We start from the raw sequence: 23957 nt of genomic DNA on the forward strand, positions 1-23957 counted from the left end.
CAATTTTATTAGTAATTTATTAAGATATCAAATTATTGATTGTTTCCAAATAACTTTTTTCAAATTTCATGTTTGAAATTTCCTTAAAATATTTAGGTTTTTTGCCAAACAATTTGTTTACATCAATAAAACCATCTTTATTTTGTTTTTTCATAATTTATAATTATACCATAAAATTACTTAAAATGCAATTAAATGACATTAATATAAATTAAGGTTTTACGTTCAAAAAACACTGATTTACGGGTGTTTTTTCATATTTATATTCACTAAAAAGTGAATTTTTGCCTTAAAACTGGGAAACTCGGGATACCTTTGTTGAAAATGTTGACCTTGCAGCTATTTTAGCGAATTTACCGAAGTTAACAGGTAAACAATCTTCATCTTCATCCTCAACTCCATCATCTTCAACTTCAAGAAGTTCAACTCCATCAACTTCAACCTCTAGTTCTTAATCAGACCCCTAAAACACGATATTATAAATTAATACTTAAAAAACATGGCACTTTTTAATGTCATGTTTTTTATTAAAAAAATAAATTATTTTTTTAAATTCAGTAATTAGATTTAATCGGAAATTTTTCCTGATTCCGCAGTTTGATGAGATAATCTTAAAAAATTATCCGGTTTTGGAAAATTTTTTAACTTTTTTGGCAAAAGTTAATTACCTATTTTAAAGCACTGGCAAAAATCATTTTTTCAATAAAATAATAAAAATCATAAAAAATACAACTACTATTTAAACTCAATGTAAATAGAAAACGCGTTTTTATTTAAATTGAGCATAAAAAAATATATGAAGTTTTGAAAGAACAATAACCAAAAGTCTTAAATTTGTAGATTTCTAAACGGGTAAATTTAAGGCATTCCATCATACTTAAAAATATAATGGATAATTCGCGTTTTCTAATTTTTTTATGGCAAAAACATAACTAATCCCCCTTAATTCAATATCAAAAATTTATTAATTTATTCTTAGTGATGTTATTATAACACAACTTGATTTTTGAGCAAGCATTTTTTTGCAAAATCTTAATTTTAAAATAATAAAAATTAAGATTTTAGTGCCAAAAAACATGGATTTACCAGTATTTTTGCATATTTAGATTCACTAAAAAGTGAATTTTTGGCATCAAACTTTGAAACTCAGTATTTAAGAAATATTTTACCAAATTTGGGTTTTTTTAACAAAAATTACGAAAATATTTCATATTTACATTTTTGACCAAAATTTTGAAACTTTCTTGAAAATTTATTGTATGATGATTAATATAGTAAATTTAATTTTTTGAAAGGAGAAGTTTTGGTTAAAACAAGATTTTTTAGTAAATTTAAAGATTTTACTTGATCACAAATTTTTGCTTTAATAATATTAGCAGCTGCTGATGTTTTTGTTATTGCTGCTCCTTATTATTTAAAAAATATTGTGCCTAACTTACACACATATTTAGGAATTCGTGAAGATCAAGTAGCTTCTTTGACAGCCATTATTGGCTGAGTTACACTTGCAACTCAACTACCGGGTGGATTTTTATCTAATAGGATTAGTTCACGTTGACTCTTATTTATTGCTGTTTTATCAACAGGAATTATTACATTTTGATTTGGTATAACCATCAAAAATGCTCAACAATTAGGTGAACAAAGTGCTTTGACTCAATATAAAATTATTTGAGGTCTTTGAGGAATCACATCAACCCTAATCTTTTGAACCCCACTTTGAAAACTAGTTTCGCAGCAAACTGACAAAAAAAATCAAGGTCTTGCTTATGGGATTCAGGGTAGTGCAAACGGTATAATTGGATTTTTCCTAGTTTTTGTTATTGGTTTAATTATTACTTCAATTTATTATCCAGACAATCAAAATACTAATGAAATCAATAGCACACCTTTTGCTGCTTATACTTTTACAATTGGTAGTTTTTTAGTAATTACTTCATTTTTAGTCCTCTTTTTTGTCAAAGAGAAAAAAATTGAACGTTATACTAACAAAATTAGTTTAGAATCTATCAAGAAAAATATTATCCAAATTTATGTCTCACTTAAAAATTGAAAATTATGAATGCTTTCAATTTTTGTAATGGGAATGTATACTTTCCAATCAGTTTTTGCCTATTACTTAGTTCAAGTGTTAAATAATGTCTTTTTAGCACCTACAATTTTAGTTACAATTCTTGGCGGAATTAGAACTTATGGACTTCGAGGTTTAATTAGCTCTTATGTTGGTTACTATGCTGATAAATTTAGAAGCTACATTCTCATTTTAGTTTTAACAGCAGTGACAGGAATTTTTGTTATTTTAACTATTTTGCTTCTTACCTTAGCTGGAATTCAAGAGCCTGGAACTCCACTATTTATCTTCTTTATAATATTGGCCACAATTTTATTCTTAGTAGCAGGTTCTCTATCATGAGTAACGGTCACTCTTAGATTTACTCAAGTTGCCGAAATTGAAATTGGTAAAAATAACTATGCAAGTTCAGTTGGAATTCTTTCATTTATTGCATTTTCACCAGATGCTTGATTCTACGAATTATCAGGATATGTTGGGAAAATCTATACAATTGAAGGACAAACAAATACTTCGCCTTTAGGTTACCAATTAATTTTAACAATCGCATTAGGTGTTGCCTTATTTGGAACAATTTGTGGATTCATAGTCTTTTTGCACAATCGAGCCGAACTTAAAAAGCTAGGTAAAACAAATTATCGTTGAAGGGAATTAGATAATGCCTAAAAAACAATTGTTAATAGCGCATCGTGGTTACTCAGCAATCGCACCCGAAAATACCAAACTAGCTTTTGATTTAGCATATGAATTTAATTTTGATGGAATAGAATTAGACGTTCATTTAACTAAAGATAATAGAATAGTTGTCATTCATGACGAGGATACTAAAAGAACAGCTGGTGTTGATAAAATAATTGCAAATAGCACTTTATCTGAATTATATAATGATGATCATAGTTTACATTTTCAACTTGAAACCCGTAAACAAACCATTTTAACACTTGAAGACTTTTTAGATCTTTATTTAGATAAGTTTGAAGTAATTAATGTTGAAATTAAAACTGATCAAACTGAATACATTGGAATTGAAAAAATTATTGATGATTTATCAATTAGATATGGAAAAGATTTTTTTGACAAAATAATTTTTTCATCTTTTAATTTTTCTACACTTGAACGTATGTTTAAATTAAACTCTAAATATCGCCTTGGTTTTTTATTTTGAACTAAAACTCAACTAACAGGTGTAAGCGAAAAAGAAATTAAACAAATTTGCAAGTACCTCCATCCTTGAGTGGATTTATATGATGAAGAACCAGCAATGATTGAAGCTTTTGGCTTGCCACTAAACTTATGAACTCTCAAATCAAAAGTGCGCTACCAAAAATATTTAAATAATAAACATGTATATAGTCAAATAAGTAATTACAAATATACTAAGGATATTAAGTAAAATTCTAGTCAAAAAAATTTCGAGTTTCCCAATTTGATGAGATAATCTTAAAAAGTGTCCGGTTTTTGGGCACTTTTTAACTTCATTAGCAAAAGTTAATTACCTATTTTTTTATTAATTTATTAAAATAAAAATCATACCTACTTCGAATACTTAGATCACTAGGAACGCCATCAAACTGCCAAACTCAGGAAAAATAACTATTAAAGCAAAAACACCGAATTTTAAATCTAACACTCATGAATACAAAATCTACTTATTAATTAAATAAAGCAAACTAAAAAAAGCTATAATTTCAACTCAAAAAGCAAAATTATAAAATATTTAAACTACCTTTTATTTAAACTACCTTTTTTAGTTAAAACACTGACAAAAATCATAAAAAAATACAACTACTATTTAAACTCAATGCAAATAGAAAACTCGTTTTTATTTGCAGCGAGCCTAAAAAAACATATGAAGTTTTGAAAGAACAATAACCAAAAGCCTTAAATTTGAAGATTTCTAAACGGTTAAATTTAAGGCATTCCATCATATTTAAAAATATAATGGAAAATTCACATTTTCTGATTTTTTTATAGCAAAAACATTCTTAAGTCCCCCTAATTCAATAATAAAATTTATTAATTTATTCTTAGTGATAGCTATTATAACATAATTTTATTTTAAACCAGACATTTTTTTTTTTTTTTTGCAAAAGGTTGATTTTAGAATTATAAAAATTAAGATTTTAGCACCAAAAAACACGGATTTACCGGTATTTTTGCATATTTAGATTCACTAAAAAGTGAATTTTCGCCATTAAACTGTCAAACTCAGCTAAAGATATTAACTAAAAATTCAAGTCAAATAAAAAATAATTCATTTTTTTAAATCCAATAGCTAGACTTAACTGGAAATTTTTTTGTTAATTTCTGAATTTTTAGTTTAATTTCTTCAATTTCACTAGGATTTAAATTTTTCTTTTTTAGAACAAAATCAATAATTTCAGCAAGAATAGCAAATTCTTTTTCCTTAAAACCGCGAGAAGTCATTGCTGGAGTGCCAAAACGAATTCCTGAAGTTACAAAAGGACTAAGAGTATCATTTGGAATTGTATTTTTATTTGTAATAATATTTACTGATTCAAGCAAAATTTGTGCTTGTTTGCCTGTTAGATCATAGGTTTTTTTAACATCAACAATAAAAAGGTGATTTTGGGTTTTTCCTGAGACAATTCTTGCTCCTTTTTTTGCAAATTCATTTGCAAAAAAAGCGGCATTTTTAATGATTTGCTGGCAATAATCTTTAAATCAAGGCTGCAGTGCTTCGTTAAATGCAACAGCTTTTGCGGCAATTGTATTAAAAAGTGGGCCACCTTGAATTCCAGGAAAAACAATTTTGTCAATTTTATTTGCAATTTCTTCAATATCTGTTAAAATCAGGCCACCTCGAGGCCCGCGCAGAGTTTTTTGGGTTGTTGATGTTATTACATGGGCAATTCCAACTGGCGAAGGATGTACTCCTGCGGCAATAAGGCCGGCAATATGGGCAATGTCAGCCAGCAAATAGGCACCGACTTTGTCGGCAATTTGCCGAAAACGTCCAAAGTCAATCAAACCTGAATAAGCTGAATAGCCACAAATTATTAAATTTGGTCTGGTCTCAAGTGCTATTTTTTCAATCTCATCATAATCAAGAGTTTCATTTTTGTCAAGAAAATAGCTAATTCCGGTGTAAAATATTCCAGAAAAATTGACTTTATAGCCGTGAGTTAAATGGCCCCCTGAGCTTAAATCAAGGCCAAGAATTTTGTCTCCAGGTTTTAAAAGTGTGGCAAAAACGGCGGAATTTGCACTTGAGCCTGAATAGGGTTGGACATTTGCAAATTTTGTCCCAAAAAGTTGCTTTGCACGTTCAATTGCAATTAATTCAATTTTGTCAATAAACTCACAACCACCATAATAGCGTTTTCCAGGATAACCTTCGCCATATTTATTGCTCAAACTTGTTCCATTTGCGCTTAGAACATCTTGAGAAGCATAATTTTCACTGGCAATTAGTTCAATTTGGTCATTTTGTCTTTGACTTTCTAAATTAATTAGCTCAGAAATTTGTTGATCTTTAATATTAATTTTCTTGTACATTTCTCAAAAAACAAAAAAATTATACTATAAAAATAAGGAATATTCGAAAAACAGCCAACATTTTACAAAAAAATTTTTTTGCATTTGCTAAGCAAAACATGGTATAATTTTAAATTTACTAGAAGGGGAAGTCATGAAAATACGTAGTTTTTTTGCTAGGTTGTTTTCGCTTAATAGTTGAAAGCGTTTTTTTCTTGCTTTTTTAACATTTTCTTTTCTTGGAAGTGGTGTTTTTCTCGTTTCAAATTACTATATTTCTCAGAACATCAATCGCTCAATTGAGTATGGTGGTGGCGCTGAGGTTTTAGTTCAAGTTAAAACTTTGGACGGAAAAATTCCATCTTCAAAAGTTGTTCAGGAGGCAGATTCGGCGATTTTCCAGCGTCTAACCGGCGGGGCTAATTTGAATGGTACCAACGTTTTTACCGAAGGGGAAGGGCGAATAAGAATTTCACGTAATAAAATTTCTAATAACCGTGAATTAGAGCAATTTATTGAAGAAATAGTCAATAAACCAACACTTACAATTACAGATGTTAACACAAATCCTCTCTTTTTTGATGGTAAATTTGAAACAAACCTTAGTCTTGAAAACGGTGATGAGTCAAATTGGCTAGTTCCATTTGCTCCAGGTTCTGCCCTTTCACAGCCAAATCCTCAGAATCCATCAAGTAATCAAGTATTAATCGAATTAAAAGACAACAATGCTCAATTAGAGTGAACTAAAGCCACTGAACATATTTCAAAATTGCCCCGTGGTCAAAACAGAATTTTAATTTGGTCTAATGTTTCTGAACTTAAAAAAATTGCCCAAGAAAAATTCCCTCTTCAGTGAGAAAGAGCTAATAAAAATATATATAATTTTTTGCACGTTGGCGAAAAAACTACCCCTGATTTTTTGCCAGACCGAAAAATTTTACAACCTTCACTTAAAAAATTCCAAATTGATGCAAAAAGGTATTTAATTTCTGATGCAACAGTTAGTCAAGCTTTAAATGGAAAATCCTTTGTAATTACAGGTAATTTTTCTCCTCAAGAGGCAAAACAATTAGCGCTAGATATTAATTATGGTACTGCTGATTATAAATTAGATTTTTTGTCAGCTTCGTTTGTTAGCAAAACCAAGTCTGAATCAGCATTTATTGCTGGATGAATCGCAATTGGTCTAGCAATTGCGATAATTTCGCTATTTTTGATTGTAAATTACGGACTTTTAGGAATTGTTGCAACAATTTCACTTTCACTTTATGTCTTTTTGACATTACTTTTTTTCACAATTGTTCGAGGTGAATATTCTCCAATAACCATTTCAGCACTTGTTGTTGGAATTGGGATGAATATTGATGCAAATGTCATTAGTTTTGAACTATTTAAATCGAGAATTTATGCCGGTAATTCAGCAATAAAAGCAAACTCCCAGGCTAATCGGACCTCTTTTAATGCAATTATTGACTCAAATGTTACAACACTAATAGCTGCACTTGTTTTGTTCTTTTTTGGAACCAAAAATGTAAAAAGTTTCTCAATTACTCTTATTTTTTCAATTGTCTTTACACTAATAGTGACAATTGGATTTACAAAATTTTTCACAAGCTTTATTCTTAAAGCTGATTATTTCCAAAAAAGTAACAGATTTTGACTTTTAGGTATAAAAAATTATTACTTGAAAAAATATGAACGGGGTTACCAATCAGTTTATTCACGAATTAATTATGAAAAAATTTATAAATATTCTAGATGAACTCCGCTTGTTTTGTTTGTAGGTTCGCTAGTGGTTTTTGCAACTTTTGCCGGAATTTATAAGTCTTTTGGTTCAGGGTTTAATTTAGCTATTGACTTTAGTGGTGGTACAAACTTATTAATTGAAACATCAAATTCAAGTTTTGATTTGATAAACCAAGAAAAAGCTAATAAAATAATTGATTTTTTAAATTCACATAATATTAATAGTACAAATTCACTAATAATGTTAAATCCTTTAAACGAGTCATCTTCTGTTTTTAATATTGAAGTCAAAACCCAATTAGATTTAGCTTCCAGACTTTCGACCCTTAATTCAGAAATTCAAAGTAATTTTTCAAATATTCGAATGACAAATTATTCAATTTCAAATGAAGAAGCACAAAAATTAATTTTTAATGCAATACTTTCAGTTGGCTTAGCACTTGTTTTTGTAAGTATTTTTACACTGATTAGATTTAAATGAACTTTTTCATTTGCAATTATTCTTTCTCAATTATTTAATGTTTTAATGGTCTTTTCTGCGATTATTATTACTCGAATTCAAATATCGCAAAATTTAGTTGTTGCAATTTTAACTCTAATTGGTTATACCGTAAATGATACAATTGTTGTCTTTGACCGTATTAAGACAAAATTTAGCGAAACAAATCACGTTGATGTTTACAAAAGTGAAAAAATTAACCAAATTTCATTAGAGGCAATTAAAGACACAGCTAAAAGATCTATTTTTACATCTCTAACAACAATTTTTACAATCATAGTTTTAATGATTTTTTATGAGTCAATTGATGTAGTTTTCAGTTTAACAATGCTTATAGGTGTTATAATCGGAACATATTCTTCATTATTTGTCGCAACTAGAATATGAAATAAATTAGAAGCATATCGAAACTATAAAAAACAAAAAAGAATTAACGCTAAATACTGAAATATCCAAAAAGTTCATGAACAAACATTTGCAAGCATTAATGACTATGAGAAATAAGCAACCAAAAATTAAAATAATTACTAAAAAGCATCTATTTTAATTTTTGGTTTTTATTTTGTTAAAATTTTCTATGGTTTAAAATTAAAGGTTAAAAATGAAATTATTCTTAAATTCAAGTCCTAAGGGTACTTATGATATTGTTGAGCAAGAAAGTGAAATATTCCTAAAAATACGTAATATTTTTTTTCAATATGCTAGAAAATTTAATTTCTCATATATTGAAACGCCAATTTTTGAGTATTCAGAAGTTTTCGAAAAAACTAGCCAAGATTCAGATGTAGTAACTAAAGAACTCTATAAATTTTTAGATAAATCAAATCGACAATTAGCTTTAAGACCCGAGGGAACTGCACCAATTATGCGGGCAATTTGACAGCACAAATTGCACCAAGTTGAAAAAAAATTTTTTTATTTTGGTCCCATGTTTCGCTATGAAAAGCCACAAAAAGGACGTTTTCGTCAGTTTTATCAAGCCGGATTTGAAATTACTAACTATAAGTCAGAGTCATTTTCTTTACAGATTTTAGAAGTTATTCTTTTAGTTATTAAAATTCTTGAAAATCTTAAAATTCAAAACTACCAACTTAAAATTAATTACCTTTCAAATTCACAAACAAGACAAGAATATTCTAATGCTTTAAGTCAATATTTTGAAAAATATATCGATAAACTTGAGGCTATTTCTAAATTACGACTCAGGAATAATCCTTTGAGAATTCTTGATGACAAGATAGAATCTTTGAAAGATTTTGTTAAATCATCCCCAAAAATAAGCGACTTTTGATCAGTTGAGGACAAGAAAAATTTCAACTCAATAATTTCAATTTTTGAAAAATTTAAAATTAATTACGTGGTTGATTATTCTTTAGTTCGAGGACTTGATTATTATGATGAATTTGTTTTTGAATTTATTGATAATGACAAAATTTTAGGTTCAAAATTAACTTTTGCTGGTGGAGGATGTTATAATAATTTACCACAAAAATTTGGCATGGCTAATTTTAAAAGTATCGGGGTTGCCTTTGGAATTGAGCGTCTAATAGAAATTTTTAAATCTAATTCCCCTACTAAATTAACAAATTTAGATTTTTATTTAATCGGGTTTAGTCAAGATGAAATTCTTAAAAATTTTGAACTTGCAATTTTACTTCGCGAGCAAAATTTTCAAGTTGATTTAAATAAATCGCCCCTATCAATTAAAGATGGATTTCAAAAAGCAAAAAAATCAGGCGCAAAATTTGCTTTTTTCTTTGAAAAAGACGAACAACCTGGCCAAATATCAATCAAAAATCTGCAAACATCTATTAATAAAGTCATTTCACTTTTAAATATTGATTTTGAATTTTTAAGAACAATTATAGACGGAGAAACTCATGTATAATTCAAAAAATTTATCCAAAGAACAAATTGGAAATATAGTTTCAATTCAAGGCTGAGTCCAAAATATTCGTAAAATTAAAAGTAAAACCTTTGTGGTAATCCGTGATTATCACGGAATTTTTCAAGTAATTATTGATGAAAATACCAAAAAAGTGGACAAATACTCAAAAGAATCTGTTGTGCGTGTTGAAGGCGTTTTATCACTAAGAAGTAATCCAAACACAAAAATTCATAACGGTGATCTTGAAATAAATGCAATAAATTTTGAAACACTTTCATTTTCGCAGCCAATTCCGTTTGAAATTCATAATGAGGCTCATGCCAATGAAGATTTACGTTTGGAATACCGATTTTTAGATTTACGTCGGGAAGTAATGCAGAAAAATTTGACTTTTCGTTATAGAGTTTTTCACTATATTCGCTCTTTCCTTTTTGAAAATAATTTTATTGAAATTGAAACTCCGATTTTGTCAAAATCAACACCTGAAGGAGCAAGATCCTTTTTAGTTCCTACTCGCCAAAAAGGAAAATTCTTTGCCTTACCGCAGTCACCTCAAATTTATAAGCAACTTCTAATGGTTTCTGGATTTGAAAAATACTTCCAATTTGCGCGCGTCTTTCGTGATGAGGACCTAAGAAAGGACCGTCAATTTGAATTTTGTCAACTAGATTTAGAATTTGGCTTTAGTAATTTTGAGCAAATCTCCAATCAAATTGAAAACCTTATAAAATATTTGTGAGAAAAAATTTACTCTAATTCAGAAATTGAATTTCCGCGGCTTGACTATGATTTTGTAATTGACAAATATGGAACCGATAAACCTGACTTGCGATTTGAAAATAAATTATTTTCTCTTGATTTTCTTGATGGTCAAGACCCGCTTTTCCAAGGTAAAACGCGCGGAATTTTTCTTGAAAATGTTTTAATTTCAAAAGCAGATTACCGAATTTTTTCTGAAAAAATAAGCCAACATAATGCAAACAGACTTTTATATGTTCATATTGAATCTGGCAAAATTTCGTATTTTTCTTTTAAAACTGATGAATCTGCCTTGAAATCTAAGCTTGAAAGTTGACTATTAGACAACAATTATCAAAATGGAACTTTATTTTTAATTTCTGATAGTTATCAAGAAACATCATTAGCTCTTGGTGCTTTGAGAAATTTATTAGCACAAAAATACGACCTTATTATTAATAAAAATGAATTTAAATTTGCCTGAATTATTAACTGACCACTTTTTGAACTTGATTCAAATCAGCAAATAACTTCCGCTCACCACCCCTTTACGGCGCCTGTTGCTGAAAATATTGAATTTTTAGATACTGACCCTATAAAAGTTCGCGCTCAATCTTATGATCTTGTGCTTAATGGTTTTGAACTTGGTTCTGGCTCAATAAGAATTAATAATTCTGAATTACAAAGCAAAATTTTTAGAATTTTAGGTCTTAATCAAGAACAGATTAACCTTCAATTTGGCAGTCTCTTAAAAGCTTTTAATTTTGGAGTTCCACCTCATGGAGGCTTTGCTTTTGGGCTTGACCGTCTAATTATGATTTTATTACAAACAAACTCGATTCGTGATGTTATTGCTTTCCCAGTAAATTCAAAAGGCTTGGACTTATTGCTAAATTCACCTTCATCAATAAATCCTGAGTCATTATCTGAATACAATATCAAAATTAGCGACACAGATAAAGAATAATTTCTAAAAAAGCTTACAAATTTTGAATAAATAGACAAATTAGAATATTAATTTAAGCAAAAAGCAACTAATTTTTCCCGAGTTTCCCAGTTTCAAATAAATCAAACTAAAAAAGTTAAAATTTTAACTTAAAAAGCAAAATGATGAAATTTTTAAACTACTTTTTTAGTTTAAACACTAATAAAAACCATAAAAAATACAACTACTATTTAAACTCAATGCAAATAGAAAACTCGTTTTTATTTAAATTGAGCCTAAAAAAATATATGAAGTTTTGAAAGAACAATAATCAAAAGCCTTAATTTGTAGATTTCTAAACGGTTAAATTTAAGGCATTCCATCATATTAAAAATATAATGGATAATTCGCTTTTTCTGATTTTTTTATAACAAAAACATAACTAATTCCTTCCTTATTCAATATCAAAATTTATTAATTTATTCTTAGTAAGATTTATTATAGCATAATTTTATTTTTGACCAAACATTTTTTTTTTTTTTTTCAAAGGGTTGTTTTTAAAATAATAAAAATTAAGAGTTTAGGTCAAAAAAACACGGATTTATTGGTATTTTTGCACATTTATATTCAATAAAAAGTGAATTTTACCATAAAACTGGGAAACCCAGGATTTAAGCAAAAAGCAACTAATTTTTGCTTTTAAAATAGCAAAAAATTCCTAAAGAATTAAGCTTTGAACAGCTTTAAATCTTTAGGAATTTATTATAAATAACAAAGAGATTTTCCTGAAACAATCCCAAATTTTCTTTCACTAAAGCAACAAAAGGTAAATTTTTGCAAATTTAGTCTTAACTATATAAGTCAAATTCAAAAATTAGAATTGCTCAAATTTTAGCAATTTAATTACCGGTTTACGATAACTTAGTCAAGAAATTATTAGGTAAATTACCGAAATAGACCCAAACATTATAAGTCATATTATTATAAGTAAAGCCCCAACTTGGCTCAGCGAGGGTAGTAAAATATCTTGACCAATTATTGCGGTATAAATTTTACCCATTGACGGAATGAAAACAACTGAATTAATAAATAAAATAAAAAGTGAAATTATAATAATATTTAGTCAATGGTAAAAGAAAATTTGTCAGGTTTTAGCATTTAGTGCCTTTAGGATTCCAATTAATTTCATTTTTGAATCACTCAGGTTTTTAGCATAAAAGACTGTCTGAATTAGTAAAATTATAATAAATAAAACTAAAATAGCACCAATAACTATATTTGTAAATGATTGTGTATTTAAGATTGATTTTGTTATGCCACCTAGAGACGATTGGGTTTCAAATTCTTTGTTGTTTTTAGCAAAGTTTTCAATATTATTAGCTAAATCATCATCAATTTTAAAATACAGTTTCAATACTCAAGGGTCAATTTTTTCTGGCTTATTGTTGTCAAGATTTTCATTTGGCGGCCCACTATTTTTTTGCACAGGTTTTGCTGATTCAAAAAATTTATGATGTAAAAAGCTAAAATTTAGTCTGTCTAAAGTAGACAAACTACTTATACCAACTACTTTTAGATCTACGGCTGTGTTGCGAAAACTTGAGACACTAATTTTTTGATTGTTCGGTTTTTCTATATTAAATTTTGTTGCCAGCGATTTTGAAATTATTACTTCATCTTTGTTTTGAATGTTTCTGCCTACTAAATTTTTGTTGTCAAAAATAAATCTTTTTTTAAAAAAATCACTTTCATCAATATAGTCAACAGAAGAATCAAACTCTACTTTATCGCCATAAGTGAAAGTAACCTTAGGAAAGGTAAAAATAGGAACAATTTTTACAATTTTTGGGTTATCTTCTTGAAGTTTTGTGATTTCATTAGTAGAAAATGTGTTTATTTCTGCATTTGGTTTTTTGGTTATTACAACCGAATCTAATTGATATTCAATCGTGTTTTGCAAATTAGTGCTGCTAATATTTAAATTTAAGACCCCAAATAATAATGTCCCAAAAAAACTGGTTAAAAAAAGCAATAAAAATAAAATACTTGAAGTAAGTTTTGATTTAAAATCAGTAATTGTTAATAAAAAACCTGTCTTAAATTCCTGTTTAATTTTTGAAAGTTTTGAATTTTTAGCGGTATTTTGATAATTTAAATCGCCGTTTTTAGAAATTAATGACTGATTTTGGCTATTTTTGTCAAAAATTTCCTCAGTAATTTTGTTTTTTTCAATATAAACAATTTTGTCGGCATATTTTTTTGCTAAATCAAGGTTATGGCTGACTACTAAAATAGTTTTATTTTTGGAAATATTAGTTAAATTTTCAAATACAATTTTTGCATTTTCAATATCTAAATTTCTTGTTGGTTCGTCAAGTAATATAAAACTACTATCGCGTGAAAGTGAACGTAAAATTGCAATTCTTTGCCTTTCACCCCCAGATAAATTATTTACTTTTTGTTCAAGTTGTTCAGTTTTTATCGACATTAAATTTGCATTTTGATTTAATGCATTTTTGTCTAAAAGTTTATTTATTACATTATTTCCTATTAAAATATTGTCATTAGATGTAATTTTTTCAATTAAATTAAAATCTTGAAAAACAACATCAACTAATGGTTTTTTAATTTCAGAACCATTTTCATCAAAAAAAGAAATGTTTCCACTATCTTTTTTTGTAAAACCGCCAATTAAATTAATAAGAGTTGTTTTACCAATTCCTGATTCGCCAACTACAAAAGTTACTTTGTTCGAAGGAATTTCAAGATTTAGTGAACTAAAAATAAATCTGTCATCAATTTTTTTTGTTAAATTTTGAATTTTTATCATTTTTCCTCAGGTCTAAAATTAAAAAACTTGTAAATCTTTTTTATATAAATATAAAAAATCACGAATGTGATTTTAGATTATCTCAATAAAGTTGCGACATCTTTTCGATATGTTTTATAAGAAATTAATAGGTAAATAAAAGACATAGAAACAAAACTGACTAACCAAGTTAAAAGAAAAATTACGACAATTTGCGAATAATCTGGCTGAAATAAGTTTTGATTCAGAACTATTTTGTAAATTTCCGGGACAATCAAAGTTGATAAAATTATACCTACAAAAAATACAAATACGCTAATAATTATTAAATTTAATCAATGGTACATGAAAATTTCTAGCGTTTTACCACCTAGTGATTTTAAAACTGCTATCGATTTTTTCTTAAAATTAGAAAGATTTACAGCATAAACGCTAATAAAAATCAATAAAGTAATACCAAGAACAATAATTGAAGCAAAAATAATCGCAATCGAAGTAAATTGGGTGGCAAAGAGATGGTGTCTTATTTCATCAATCCCTCCAGAGGTTGAATAATAACGTTTGACACCAGATTTACTATATTTATCTAAAAAATCTTGAATATTATTATAAAGATTTTCTTGATTAAAAAAGACTAAAAATTCTTTAGGATGTGCTTGGCTGAAAAAATTTTCGGCTTCACTGTTAAAAATTACTACATTCCCGGATACTTCTGAAGTATTATTAGTAGTTTTATCAGCATCAAAAATACCAACAACTTTAAAAATATAATGACTATCAAAAGGTGTATTAATTTGTATTAGTTTTCCAATTTTATCAGCAATACTAGAGCTAACTGCAATTTCGTCGAATGCTTGAGGTAAATTACCTTGAGTTAAATTTATTGAATTTGCCTGGCTTGAATTTTGATAAAAATATTTACTAATAGTCGGAGGATCAAATATTGTTTCGCTGCCTGCTACTAAACCACTAAAGTCAAGAGAATAAAAATTATCTGGTAAAATTCTGAAGTCATGAAAATTTTCGAATGTTTCTCCATATCCCTTTTCATATATTGTTTTTAATTTATTTGTATGAATTAAAGAGAACTTGGGTTGATCAAAACTTTTTTCTTCAATTACTCCAACAATTTTTAATTCTTCAAAATACTTAGAATAAGAAATTTTTATTTTTTTTCCTATTGGGTTTTGGATTTTAAGTTGGTTAATAATTTTCTCAGGTAAAATAACTTCGTCTTGATTAGATATAAAATTATTATTAAATTTTTGGCTTTTAATAATGTCAGCAAATCTATTTTTAAAAAAATCTGACTCATCAACAGGGAAAATTTCGCCTGTTGAAATTTTTTTATCATCATAACTAAATTTAAAAAATTGTAAATGAGAATATATCGGTATTATTTTCTCTATTTTTGGGTTTTCTTTTTTAAGTTTTTCTAATTCATTAATATGTAAGGAAGAAAGTCCCTTTTCGCTTACACCTAAAGTGTCTAAATTATATTGAACAACGTTGTCAAAATTAATATTTTTAGCGGAAATATTTAAGTTAACAAATAAAACTACACCAAAAATCATTGCTAAAAATGAAACTAAAACAAGAATAAAAGTAGTAATTTTCGATCTAAAATCAGCAAAAGATAAAAGTAAGGCGACTTTTGCTTTTTGGTAAAAAGACGATTTTTTATATACTTTATTTTCAGTATTTTCTAAAAAACTATTCGTAGATATTTGAAGATTTTTTTGGGGTTTATCTTTATTTTCTACTGATTGAATATTTTCATTTTCTACATAAATAATTTGATGAGCATATTTTTTTGCAAGTTCTAAATTATGGCTTACAACTAAAACAGTCTTATTTTGTGATATTTTAACTAACAAATCAAGCAATGCAATTGAGTTTTCTTTATCTAAGTTCCCAGTTGGCTCGTCAAGTAAAATAAAGTCGGCATTTCTTGATGAACTTCTCAAAAATGCAGCTCTTTGCTTTTCACCACCTGATAAATTCTTAGCTAATCGATTTAATTTTTGACTATTTATGTTAATTGCACTAGCTTCGTTTTCGATTTGGTTATTTTCAACATAACGATTTAGAATATGATTTGCAATTAAAATATTATTTTTAATTGACAGTGATTCTATCAAATTAAAATCTTGAAAAACAACGTCCACCAAAGGATTTTCAATTTCATTACCATTTTTAAAAAAAGAAATTTCACCACTATCCTTTTTTGTAAAACCAGCAATTAAGTTAATCAGAGTGGTTTTCCCAATTCCTGATTTTCCAACAATAAAAGTTATTTTATTTGATGGAATCTCGAGATTTATTGAGTTAAAAATAATTTTATTGTTAAATTTTTTTGATAAATTTTCAATTTTTATCATCTAAATAAACCTCTTGTTTGGAATTAAATGATTTAATAGCAACTTTGGTCATATTTTTTAAGGGAATTAATAAACTCTTTAGTATAAAAATCAATGTGCACCGACATATTTGACATTAATATTGAGTTCACCGTTGTTAGTTTTTAATATTTGTGTTTATTTTTTAGGTTTTAGCAGTTATTGTGAATATCGAAAAGGATGCAATTATTAAGTAGTAATTTAGATCTCACTTTGTTCATGATAAACCTCGCATATTATTAATTTAATTAATAAAAAAATTATAACAAATTTTTAGTTTTTTGAATACATTTTTTTATTAAATGAAAAAAAATTTAAAAAAATAAAAAATTAAATATTTTTAAAATAAATTACACAAAAAATTTGAACCATTAGCCTTTTTATCAACGATTTTGACTGGAGCCTTTTATTTATGTTTTCTGAAATTTGAACTTAAAAAATGTGAAAATAATTTAGTCATATGAAGGCTTGGTTTTTATATGAAAAGCGACTTTAAAGTCTTGAATTGTTATACAAAAATAAATGAACTTATTTTTTGATAAGCAATAGTAAGATTTTCAAAATTTTAGTGTTAAACATTGACTAATTCTAGCTGCAAAGTGCCATGAGAATTTAATACGAGTGTTTAAAAATAATTTAACACACTAATTTAAATTGAAATATATAGTTTTTTTAATTTTTTGTTATATAATTATATAATTAATTAATCAATTAAAACTCTCACGAAATAGGAAAAATAATGTACAGAAAAAAAGCAAAAACCAACCCAATATTTTTATTCGGGGTTGGTATTTTTTCACTTGTTGTTGCCTCTTGTTCAACCTCAAACTCAAATTCATTTCAAAATTACATCGATCCAAATCAAAGTCTTCAAAAAAATCAGGTAGATAATTTTTTTCTTCAGTATCCTAATTTTCCTGAAGCTATTAAAAATAAAATAAAAGATTCCTTAAATATTTCCTCACAAAATTTTGCAAATTCAGAATATATGCCGAAACTTTCTCAATTTGTAGAACAATACTCATCAACATTAGATTTGTTTGGAAAATTCGAGTCGAATTTTAAATCTAAGACAATTGATAATTCTTTTAGTGTTAACGAGGAAAAATACAATAATTTAAAAAGTGAAATTGAGACATTTAATCAAAAAATTCTAAATTCATCTAATTTTGAAACTAAATTGGATGAGTTTTTAGCAAAAATAAGTGAATTAAACGCAGAAATTACTAAAACCAATGACACACTTAGTCAGGAACTTTCAACTTTTAGTTGATTTAATACGGTTTTAAAACACGCAAACCTTGTTAATCTTAAAGCCTTAAGTTCACAAATTAATGACAAAATTACCACTTTGTATAAAAATGATAATAAACAAGAAATTGAAAATTTCACCTCAAATTTACTCATTTTGGAAAATATTATTGCTCAAATTAAATCAATAAAAAATGAATATTCAACTGAGAGCAATGAAACTTTCAATAATTTAATTACAAATTTTAATTCAAATATAAATTCTGGTAATTTAATTAACAATGTCACTGATTCAATTCAAAGTCTTAAAAATATCCAAACTAATTTAGAAAAAATTGTTAATGAGTCAGCAGGAAAAAACGAAAAATTACAAGAATTAAAGAAATCTGCTATTTTAGAAGTTGAAAAAGTTGCTAATTTATCCCAAAGTGTTCAAAGTGATTTTAAAGAAAAAATAAATAAATCAATTACTGAATCACAAATTAGTCAAATTAAGGAATTTATTTCAGAATTAGAGCATGTTGCATCGCTTCTATCTTCATTGAAAACTGAAAAAGCAAAGCTAGAAAATGAGCCTAATTATTTAAATTCTGAAAATAAAACAGAATTAGATAATTTAATGAGCTCCTTAAATTTTCTAGATGAACAAAATAAACTTGTATTAAGTGATGATATTTCCACTAATACAAAATTTTTTTTATCTAATGTTTTAACAGTTCATGACAATGTAAAATCAGAAATAGCACGTCTTAATGGTGATGCAAAACTAAGCGAAGCTAAAAAAACTTTGGAAAATCAATTATTACCGAACAAATTTAGTTCAAATTTTATTTCTAATATTAAAACACTGGCAGATTCAAAAAAATTAGTTTCTGATATTAAACATATAAGTACCCATATTTTAAAATTAGCAGATTCGCTTGATTTGTATAATGTTGAAGTTAAAAACTTTGAATTATTGTTGAAAAACTCAAGCACATCTGCAGAAAATAAGCAACAACTTGAAGAAAAAAATAACGAAATTAAACAAAAATTAGACCAAAATCTCCGACTCAATCAAATTGATAGTGAAAATTTGCCCGGATTTGCTGATAATTTTGCTAATTTAGTCAGTTCATTTTCACAGACAATTTTAGATTCAAAAGCGCAAAATGAGCAAATTGTGCAAGAAAAACCACCGGTAAAAGTTGCACAAAATTTATCAGATTTTAAACAAGAGGCCCAAAAAGCCCTAAAAATTAGTCTTGATGACAAAGGTCTTGACCGTCATAGTATAAAAAAATATCTTACTTCTGCTTCTTTTAACCTTCAAAATGCAAATCTTTGATTAAAAAAACCACAAAATGATGAAATAAATTTCAAATTATTAGACTTATCATTAGATAGTAACAACAAAAATATTTTAGTCCTTAAATATGAGGCAACTTCAACAAAAAACCCTTCACATTCAACAACTTTATCCGCCGAACTTTTAATTTCTAATGATGATGTTGACTTAAACAAGATAATCTCTTCATTAAACATAGATTTTCTTGATGACTATTTTGATATTTACTATAATTCATTTCTTGATTTTGAAAAAGAAGATTTCCCCAAGCAAGACATAAAAAAATTTATTTCAGAAAATTTTTCCCAATCAAAACAAACAATCGGAAATTTTTTCAATGTTGCATTACCAGACCGACCTGAATTAACCTTTACCAGTGATAATAAAATATCTCTAAAATTAGATATTAAATTTAATAACCAGGTTATTAAAACAATCACTGTAAAATCCAAGAATCAGGTTAATTTCAAAGAAAAAGAAAAATTGCCTGTAAAAATTGGATATACTCAAAAATTTAAAAACACCAGTTTTTATAATCAAACTTACCTTAATGATTCTGAATATGATGATTATGATTATACAAAGACAAATGACCTATCAGCTTATTATTGACAATTTGAAGAACCATCAGGTGCCGGCGGGGTTGGTAGTTATTGATTTTATAAATATTTATTAAAACCAGCTTTAGAATCATTGCAACGAACAGGGGAAATTCAATCAACTAAAAAATTTAAAACTTTTGAAAACGCTCCAAAAGCTGTCAAATTTTCAGAAATGGGTTCAGAAACCCCAGCAAAACCAGATGAATTAAGTAGGGCTGAGCTGGATAAAATTTTTGATAAAATTTTAAAAGATCAAGAATTTTTTAACTACGAAATTCCTACAAATGCGACAATTTCGTTTTCAACTTTTGATGTAAAAAATGAAAAAAGAAGAGTTTTAACCTCAAGTACTACTCAAAGTATTTACCTAAAATTATTAATCAAAAATGGCCAACACACTAGAGAAGAAATTCTACAATTTGCACCTAAAGATTTCTTAAAACCGATTTTATCACCACGTGATAAAGCTGATTTATCGTTAATTGAAGACATTTTAAGTGATTCTACTGGTAAAAAATTATTTAAAAACACAAAAATTAACGATATTGATCATACCCACGGTCAAATTTCACTAGCTGGGAAAACGAACTCAGAAATAATTGACTCACTTAACAAGCTTTATACATTTGCTAAAATTGGAAAATTTGAAATTTTTGCAAAAGATGTTATTTCTACAGACATTTTAAAAGGTCAAGCAAAAATTTTCTTTTGATACAAATTTAACGGTTCAGAATTTCCACTAATTGTTGAAGGAACTAAACCTATTAAAACGTTCAAAACTGAAAAAGCTATTAGTTTTTCAAATTGACTGCCAGCCACTTATAGTGATATCAAGCCTAAAAATGGCTCCAATTTCACCAATCAAGATTTTGTGCCTATTCCAGAAGAAACAGGCGAAAGGGATAGAAGTAATGGTAAAGCAATTTTAAAACCAAATGTGATTTCAGATGATGATAAATCAATAATTGATAAAATTAACAGTCGCCACTTTGATTATCGTAGAGTAACCGGCGAATTTTATAAAAAAGAGCAAATAGACATAAAATATAGACTAATTGACCCGGCTGATATTGTTGAACAAAAAGCTGAATCAAAGCTAAATTACTTACTTCAAATTAAAGCTAAAAATGAAACTGCTAAAAATAGTGATTTAAATAATTTTAAAAATGAAGAAGTTAAACTTGAGGGTGAAGACAAAAAAAGTGTAAAAAATAGTGAAAAATTACCAAAAATTGTCGAAAAGCAAATATTTTTTAATACTGATCCTGAAGTTACACTTGACACTTCAAGGATTTTAAATAATTATTTTGTCTATTATTATGATGCTAAAACCACTAATATACCAGGTGAAATGACTTTTAAACTTGGTTTTATTAATAAACATAACACAAATATCCGCTATAGTTCTGACAAAGTCATAAAATTACAAAACTTAGTAAACGATTATAAAAATAAACTTTATCCTGAAGTAATTCTAAATAAAATCAAATATTCTGATCTTGTTCCAAAAAATAATAGTTCAATTGCAAGAAACGCGCTAAATAACAACAATTTTAAAGATCTTTTTGATATCAAAGAGCAAGTTCTTCAATATAACAATTTTAAAATCTCAAAGGAAAATTTACAATTTCTTGAGACAAAAAAACATAATAATAAATTATATTTCCGTCTAAAATATGTTAATGGATCACATGTTGTTGATGGTTCAACCTGATATTTTTTAACAGATATAAATAACCAAAATATTCAGTCCAACATAGATTTAGACACACAAAAGCCATTAGTTACTTTATTTGATTCCGAAAAAGAAGTAACTAGAAGTCGTGAAATTGAACCTTATTATAAAGATTTATATTGAAATTACGACACTTCTACAAAAACAGCTAAATGAACATTAAAAGAAAAATATTTTTCTGAAACATTTTTAAAGAATAATCCTAAAAACCGCAAAATAAAACTACAATTATTTGGAAATGCTTTAGTTCAAAATACTCAAAGGCTTAACCGAATTAGTGGAGGAATTGACTTAATCACAAAAAAACCAATTAAAGGCGGTTATGATTTTGTTTTTGACTTCGAAAAATTAGCAAAAGGTGAAATAATAGCAATTACTGAAACTACCAAAAATGTATTTTTTGAAGATTCAAGGAAAAAATTTGAGAATTTTAGTTTCAATTTAAGTGCTGAATATATCAAAGATCAAGGGATTGAATTTAAATTATGACTAAATGATTCAAATCTTGGTTTAGTTGTTGATAATGTTTATAATCATGTTGAAAAAGGTCTCGCCTTTTATAATAGCCCACAATTCGACACTTTTGATCCAAAAAAAGCCTTTATTTTACATAAAGCTGGAGCAAGAGTTCATATTGAATACACAAATTCTCTTGAAAATGAAGATTTTGGTTCTAAAACAAATCAATTTGATTATAAAAATATTGACTACACTAATGAAGAGCAACCAATTTCATTTTTCACCAATTCAGATGCTTATAATTTAGAAAAATATAATCCAAACCAAAATGTTCCTTATAAATTACATGAAGGATATTTACAAGATTTAGAATTTTTACATAAATCTTGGGATACTAAAAAATTCCCACTAGCAAAAAATCTATTAGGCAGAACCTTTGGCTTTAGTTTTGGAAGTGCAACTATGCTTGCAAAAGTAAATGATGACCCAGATGATGGTAAATTTTACATAATCACAAATAATCACGTAGAAGGTGGCGCAAAATTTGATTTAAATACCCTTTTTGGTAAAGATTTAACTCATTCTTTATCAAATAATCGTTACATGGCTATTGCAAGTAAATATTATTCTAATTCAATTGATGGCGGTTATAGCTATTGAGGTGGACCAAACAGTGTCAAAAATGTTCCTACTTGAATAGTTTGAACCGGTATTAAACAACCGGATGTAAATCAACAAAATGTAAAAAATGTTGACATAACTGTTTTAATAGTTGATATTAAACCTTTAATTAATGCAGCTTATGAAAGTGGTGAGTTCCAAAAAGCAGCCTGATTATTGAATTGATATAAATTACCTAACTTAAAATTAAATTCAAATGGTCAAACAGATTTAACATTTTTTGGTCAAAACGTTAAACATTTTGGAATGAATGGATTTCCTTATGCAAAACAAAGTGGTTATATAATAAATAGGGCTAATTCAGATCAACAAAATGTTACTATTTTGAATCAAAAAGGTTATACTCCATCATATTTTAATGCTGGTAATTCCGGAACTGGAGTATTAGGACCAGATGATGAGTATATTTCAACAATTAATGGAGGTTCACCACTTACATTTTTACAAAGTTGGAATTATTCAACAGCAACTCATAATTATTTTGGAATAAATTGACAAAATGAAAAACCACTTGAACTAAAAAGTAAATATAGTTTATCATCGATGATAATGAGACTTAATGCTCAAAATCCGCGTGAATACAGTCTTCCTTGGTTTTTCAAAGATTTTGAAAAATAAAATAATTTTAAAGTCACAAAAATTAGCTTATTAATTTAGTCTATTTATTTAAATTTTTCTATTTTGCTAATTTTATTGACATTAAAACTAAAAGGTTCAAAATCCCGAGTTTCCCAGTTTGATGACATAATCTTAAAAAAGTGTCCTGGTTTATTAGTTTTGGGCACTTTTTTAACTTTTTTGCAAACTCAAGAAAAATAACTATCAACCCAAAAACAGCAAGTTTTAAATCTAGCCATCACGAAAGAAAAATCTACTACTAAGTAAACTAAAAAAGCTAAAATTTTTAACTTAAAAACCAAAATTATGAATTTTGAAACTACTTTTTTAGTTTAAAACACTAACAAAAATCATAAAAAAATACAACTACTATTTAAACTCAATGCAAATAGAAAACTCGTTTTTATTTGCGGCGAGCCTAAAAAACATATGAAGTTTTGAAAGAACAATAACCAAAAGCCCTAAATTTATAGATTTCTAAACGGTCAAATTTAAGGCATACCATCATATTTGAAAATACAATGGAAAATTCGCATTTTCTGATTTTTTTATGAGAAAAACATAACTAATTCCACCTTAATTCAATATCAAAATTTATTAATTCATTCTTAGTGAGGTTCATTATAACATATTTTTTTCTTAGACCAAACATTTTTTTTATTTTTTGCAAAAAGTTAATTTCAAAACTATAAAAATTAAGGTTTTAGGTCA

Annotated in this window: 10 protein-coding genes; 6 read left to right on the forward strand and 4 right to left on the reverse strand. The window is 27.1% G+C overall.

The window, feature by feature from the left end; translation table 4 throughout:
* Positions 1–19: 19 nt before the first annotated feature.
* Positions 20–154: a hypothetical protein gene (locus QJQ40_RS00540; protein ID WP_282861352.1), complete on the reverse strand. Its 135-nt coding sequence runs from the start codon at positions 152–154 to the stop codon at positions 20–22.
* A 1149-nt stretch (positions 155–1303) separates the two neighbouring features.
* Between QJQ40_RS00540 and QJQ40_RS00545 the strand changes: the two genes are divergently transcribed.
* Positions 1304–2737 (forward strand): MFS transporter, encoded by a 1434-nt coding sequence (locus tag QJQ40_RS00545; RefSeq protein WP_282861354.1) that lies wholly within the window; start codon positions 1304–1306, stop codon positions 2735–2737.
* Positions 2730–3464, forward strand: coding sequence for a glycerophosphodiester phosphodiesterase family protein (locus QJQ40_RS00550; protein WP_044285813.1), 735 nt, complete (start codon positions 2730–2732; stop codon positions 3462–3464). Before QJQ40_RS00545 ends, QJQ40_RS00550 begins: the two co-directional genes overlap by 8 nt.
* Positions 3465–4333: 869 nt before the next feature.
* On the opposite strand, the gene glyA is transcribed toward QJQ40_RS00550, so the two are convergent.
* Positions 4334–5590 (reverse strand): serine hydroxymethyltransferase, encoded by a 1257-nt coding sequence (gene glyA, locus QJQ40_RS00555; RefSeq protein WP_282861357.1) that lies wholly within the window; start codon positions 5588–5590, stop codon positions 4334–4336.
* Between the two features lie 133 nt (positions 5591–5723).
* Here glyA and secDF point away from each other — a divergent pair, with 133 nt between their 5' ends.
* The 3 genes from secDF to aspS all read left to right on the forward strand — a co-directional run bounded on the left by secDF (position 5724) and on the right by aspS (position 11407).
* Positions 5724–8318: a protein translocase subunit SecDF gene (secDF, locus tag QJQ40_RS00560; protein WP_282861359.1), complete on the forward strand. Its 2595-nt coding sequence runs from the start codon at positions 5724–5726 to the stop codon at positions 8316–8318.
* A gap of 97 nt (positions 8319–8415) precedes the next feature.
* Positions 8416–9702 carry a histidine--tRNA ligase gene (gene hisS / locus QJQ40_RS00565; protein ID WP_282861360.1) on the forward strand — a complete coding sequence of 429 codons (1287 nt, stop codon included), beginning with the start codon at positions 8416–8418 and terminating at the stop codon, positions 9700–9702.
* Positions 9695–11407 carry an aspartate--tRNA ligase gene (aspS, locus tag QJQ40_RS00570; RefSeq protein ID WP_282861362.1) on the forward strand — a complete coding sequence of 571 codons (1713 nt, stop codon included), beginning with the start codon at positions 9695–9697 and terminating at the stop codon, positions 11405–11407. The genes hisS and aspS overlap by 8 nt, the downstream gene beginning before the upstream one ends.
* 832 nt (positions 11408–12239) lie before the next feature.
* Here the strand turns inward: aspS and QJQ40_RS00575 are convergent.
* On the reverse strand, positions 12240–14195 hold the full coding sequence (locus QJQ40_RS00575; RefSeq protein ID WP_282861363.1) for an ABC transporter ATP-binding protein: 1956 nt from the start codon (positions 14193–14195) through the stop codon (positions 12240–12242).
* Between the two features lie 77 nt (positions 14196–14272).
* Positions 14273–16555, reverse strand: coding sequence for an ATP-binding cassette domain-containing protein (locus QJQ40_RS00580; protein WP_282861364.1), 2283 nt, complete (start codon positions 16553–16555; stop codon positions 14273–14275).
* Positions 16556–17312: 757 nt separating this feature from the next.
* On the opposite strand from QJQ40_RS00580, the gene QJQ40_RS00585 reads away from it, so the two are divergent.
* Positions 17313–23246 carry an MGA_1079 family surface serine endopeptidase gene (locus QJQ40_RS00585; RefSeq protein WP_282861365.1) on the forward strand — a complete coding sequence of 1978 codons (5934 nt, stop codon included), beginning with the start codon at positions 17313–17315 and terminating at the stop codon, positions 23244–23246.
* Positions 23247–23957: the final 711 nt, after the last annotated feature.

Source organism: Mesomycoplasma ovipneumoniae (assembly GCF_030012565.1).
Taxonomy (GTDB): domain Bacteria; phylum Bacillota_I; class Bacilli_A; order Mycoplasmatales; family Metamycoplasmataceae; genus Mesomycoplasma; species Mesomycoplasma ovipneumoniae_D.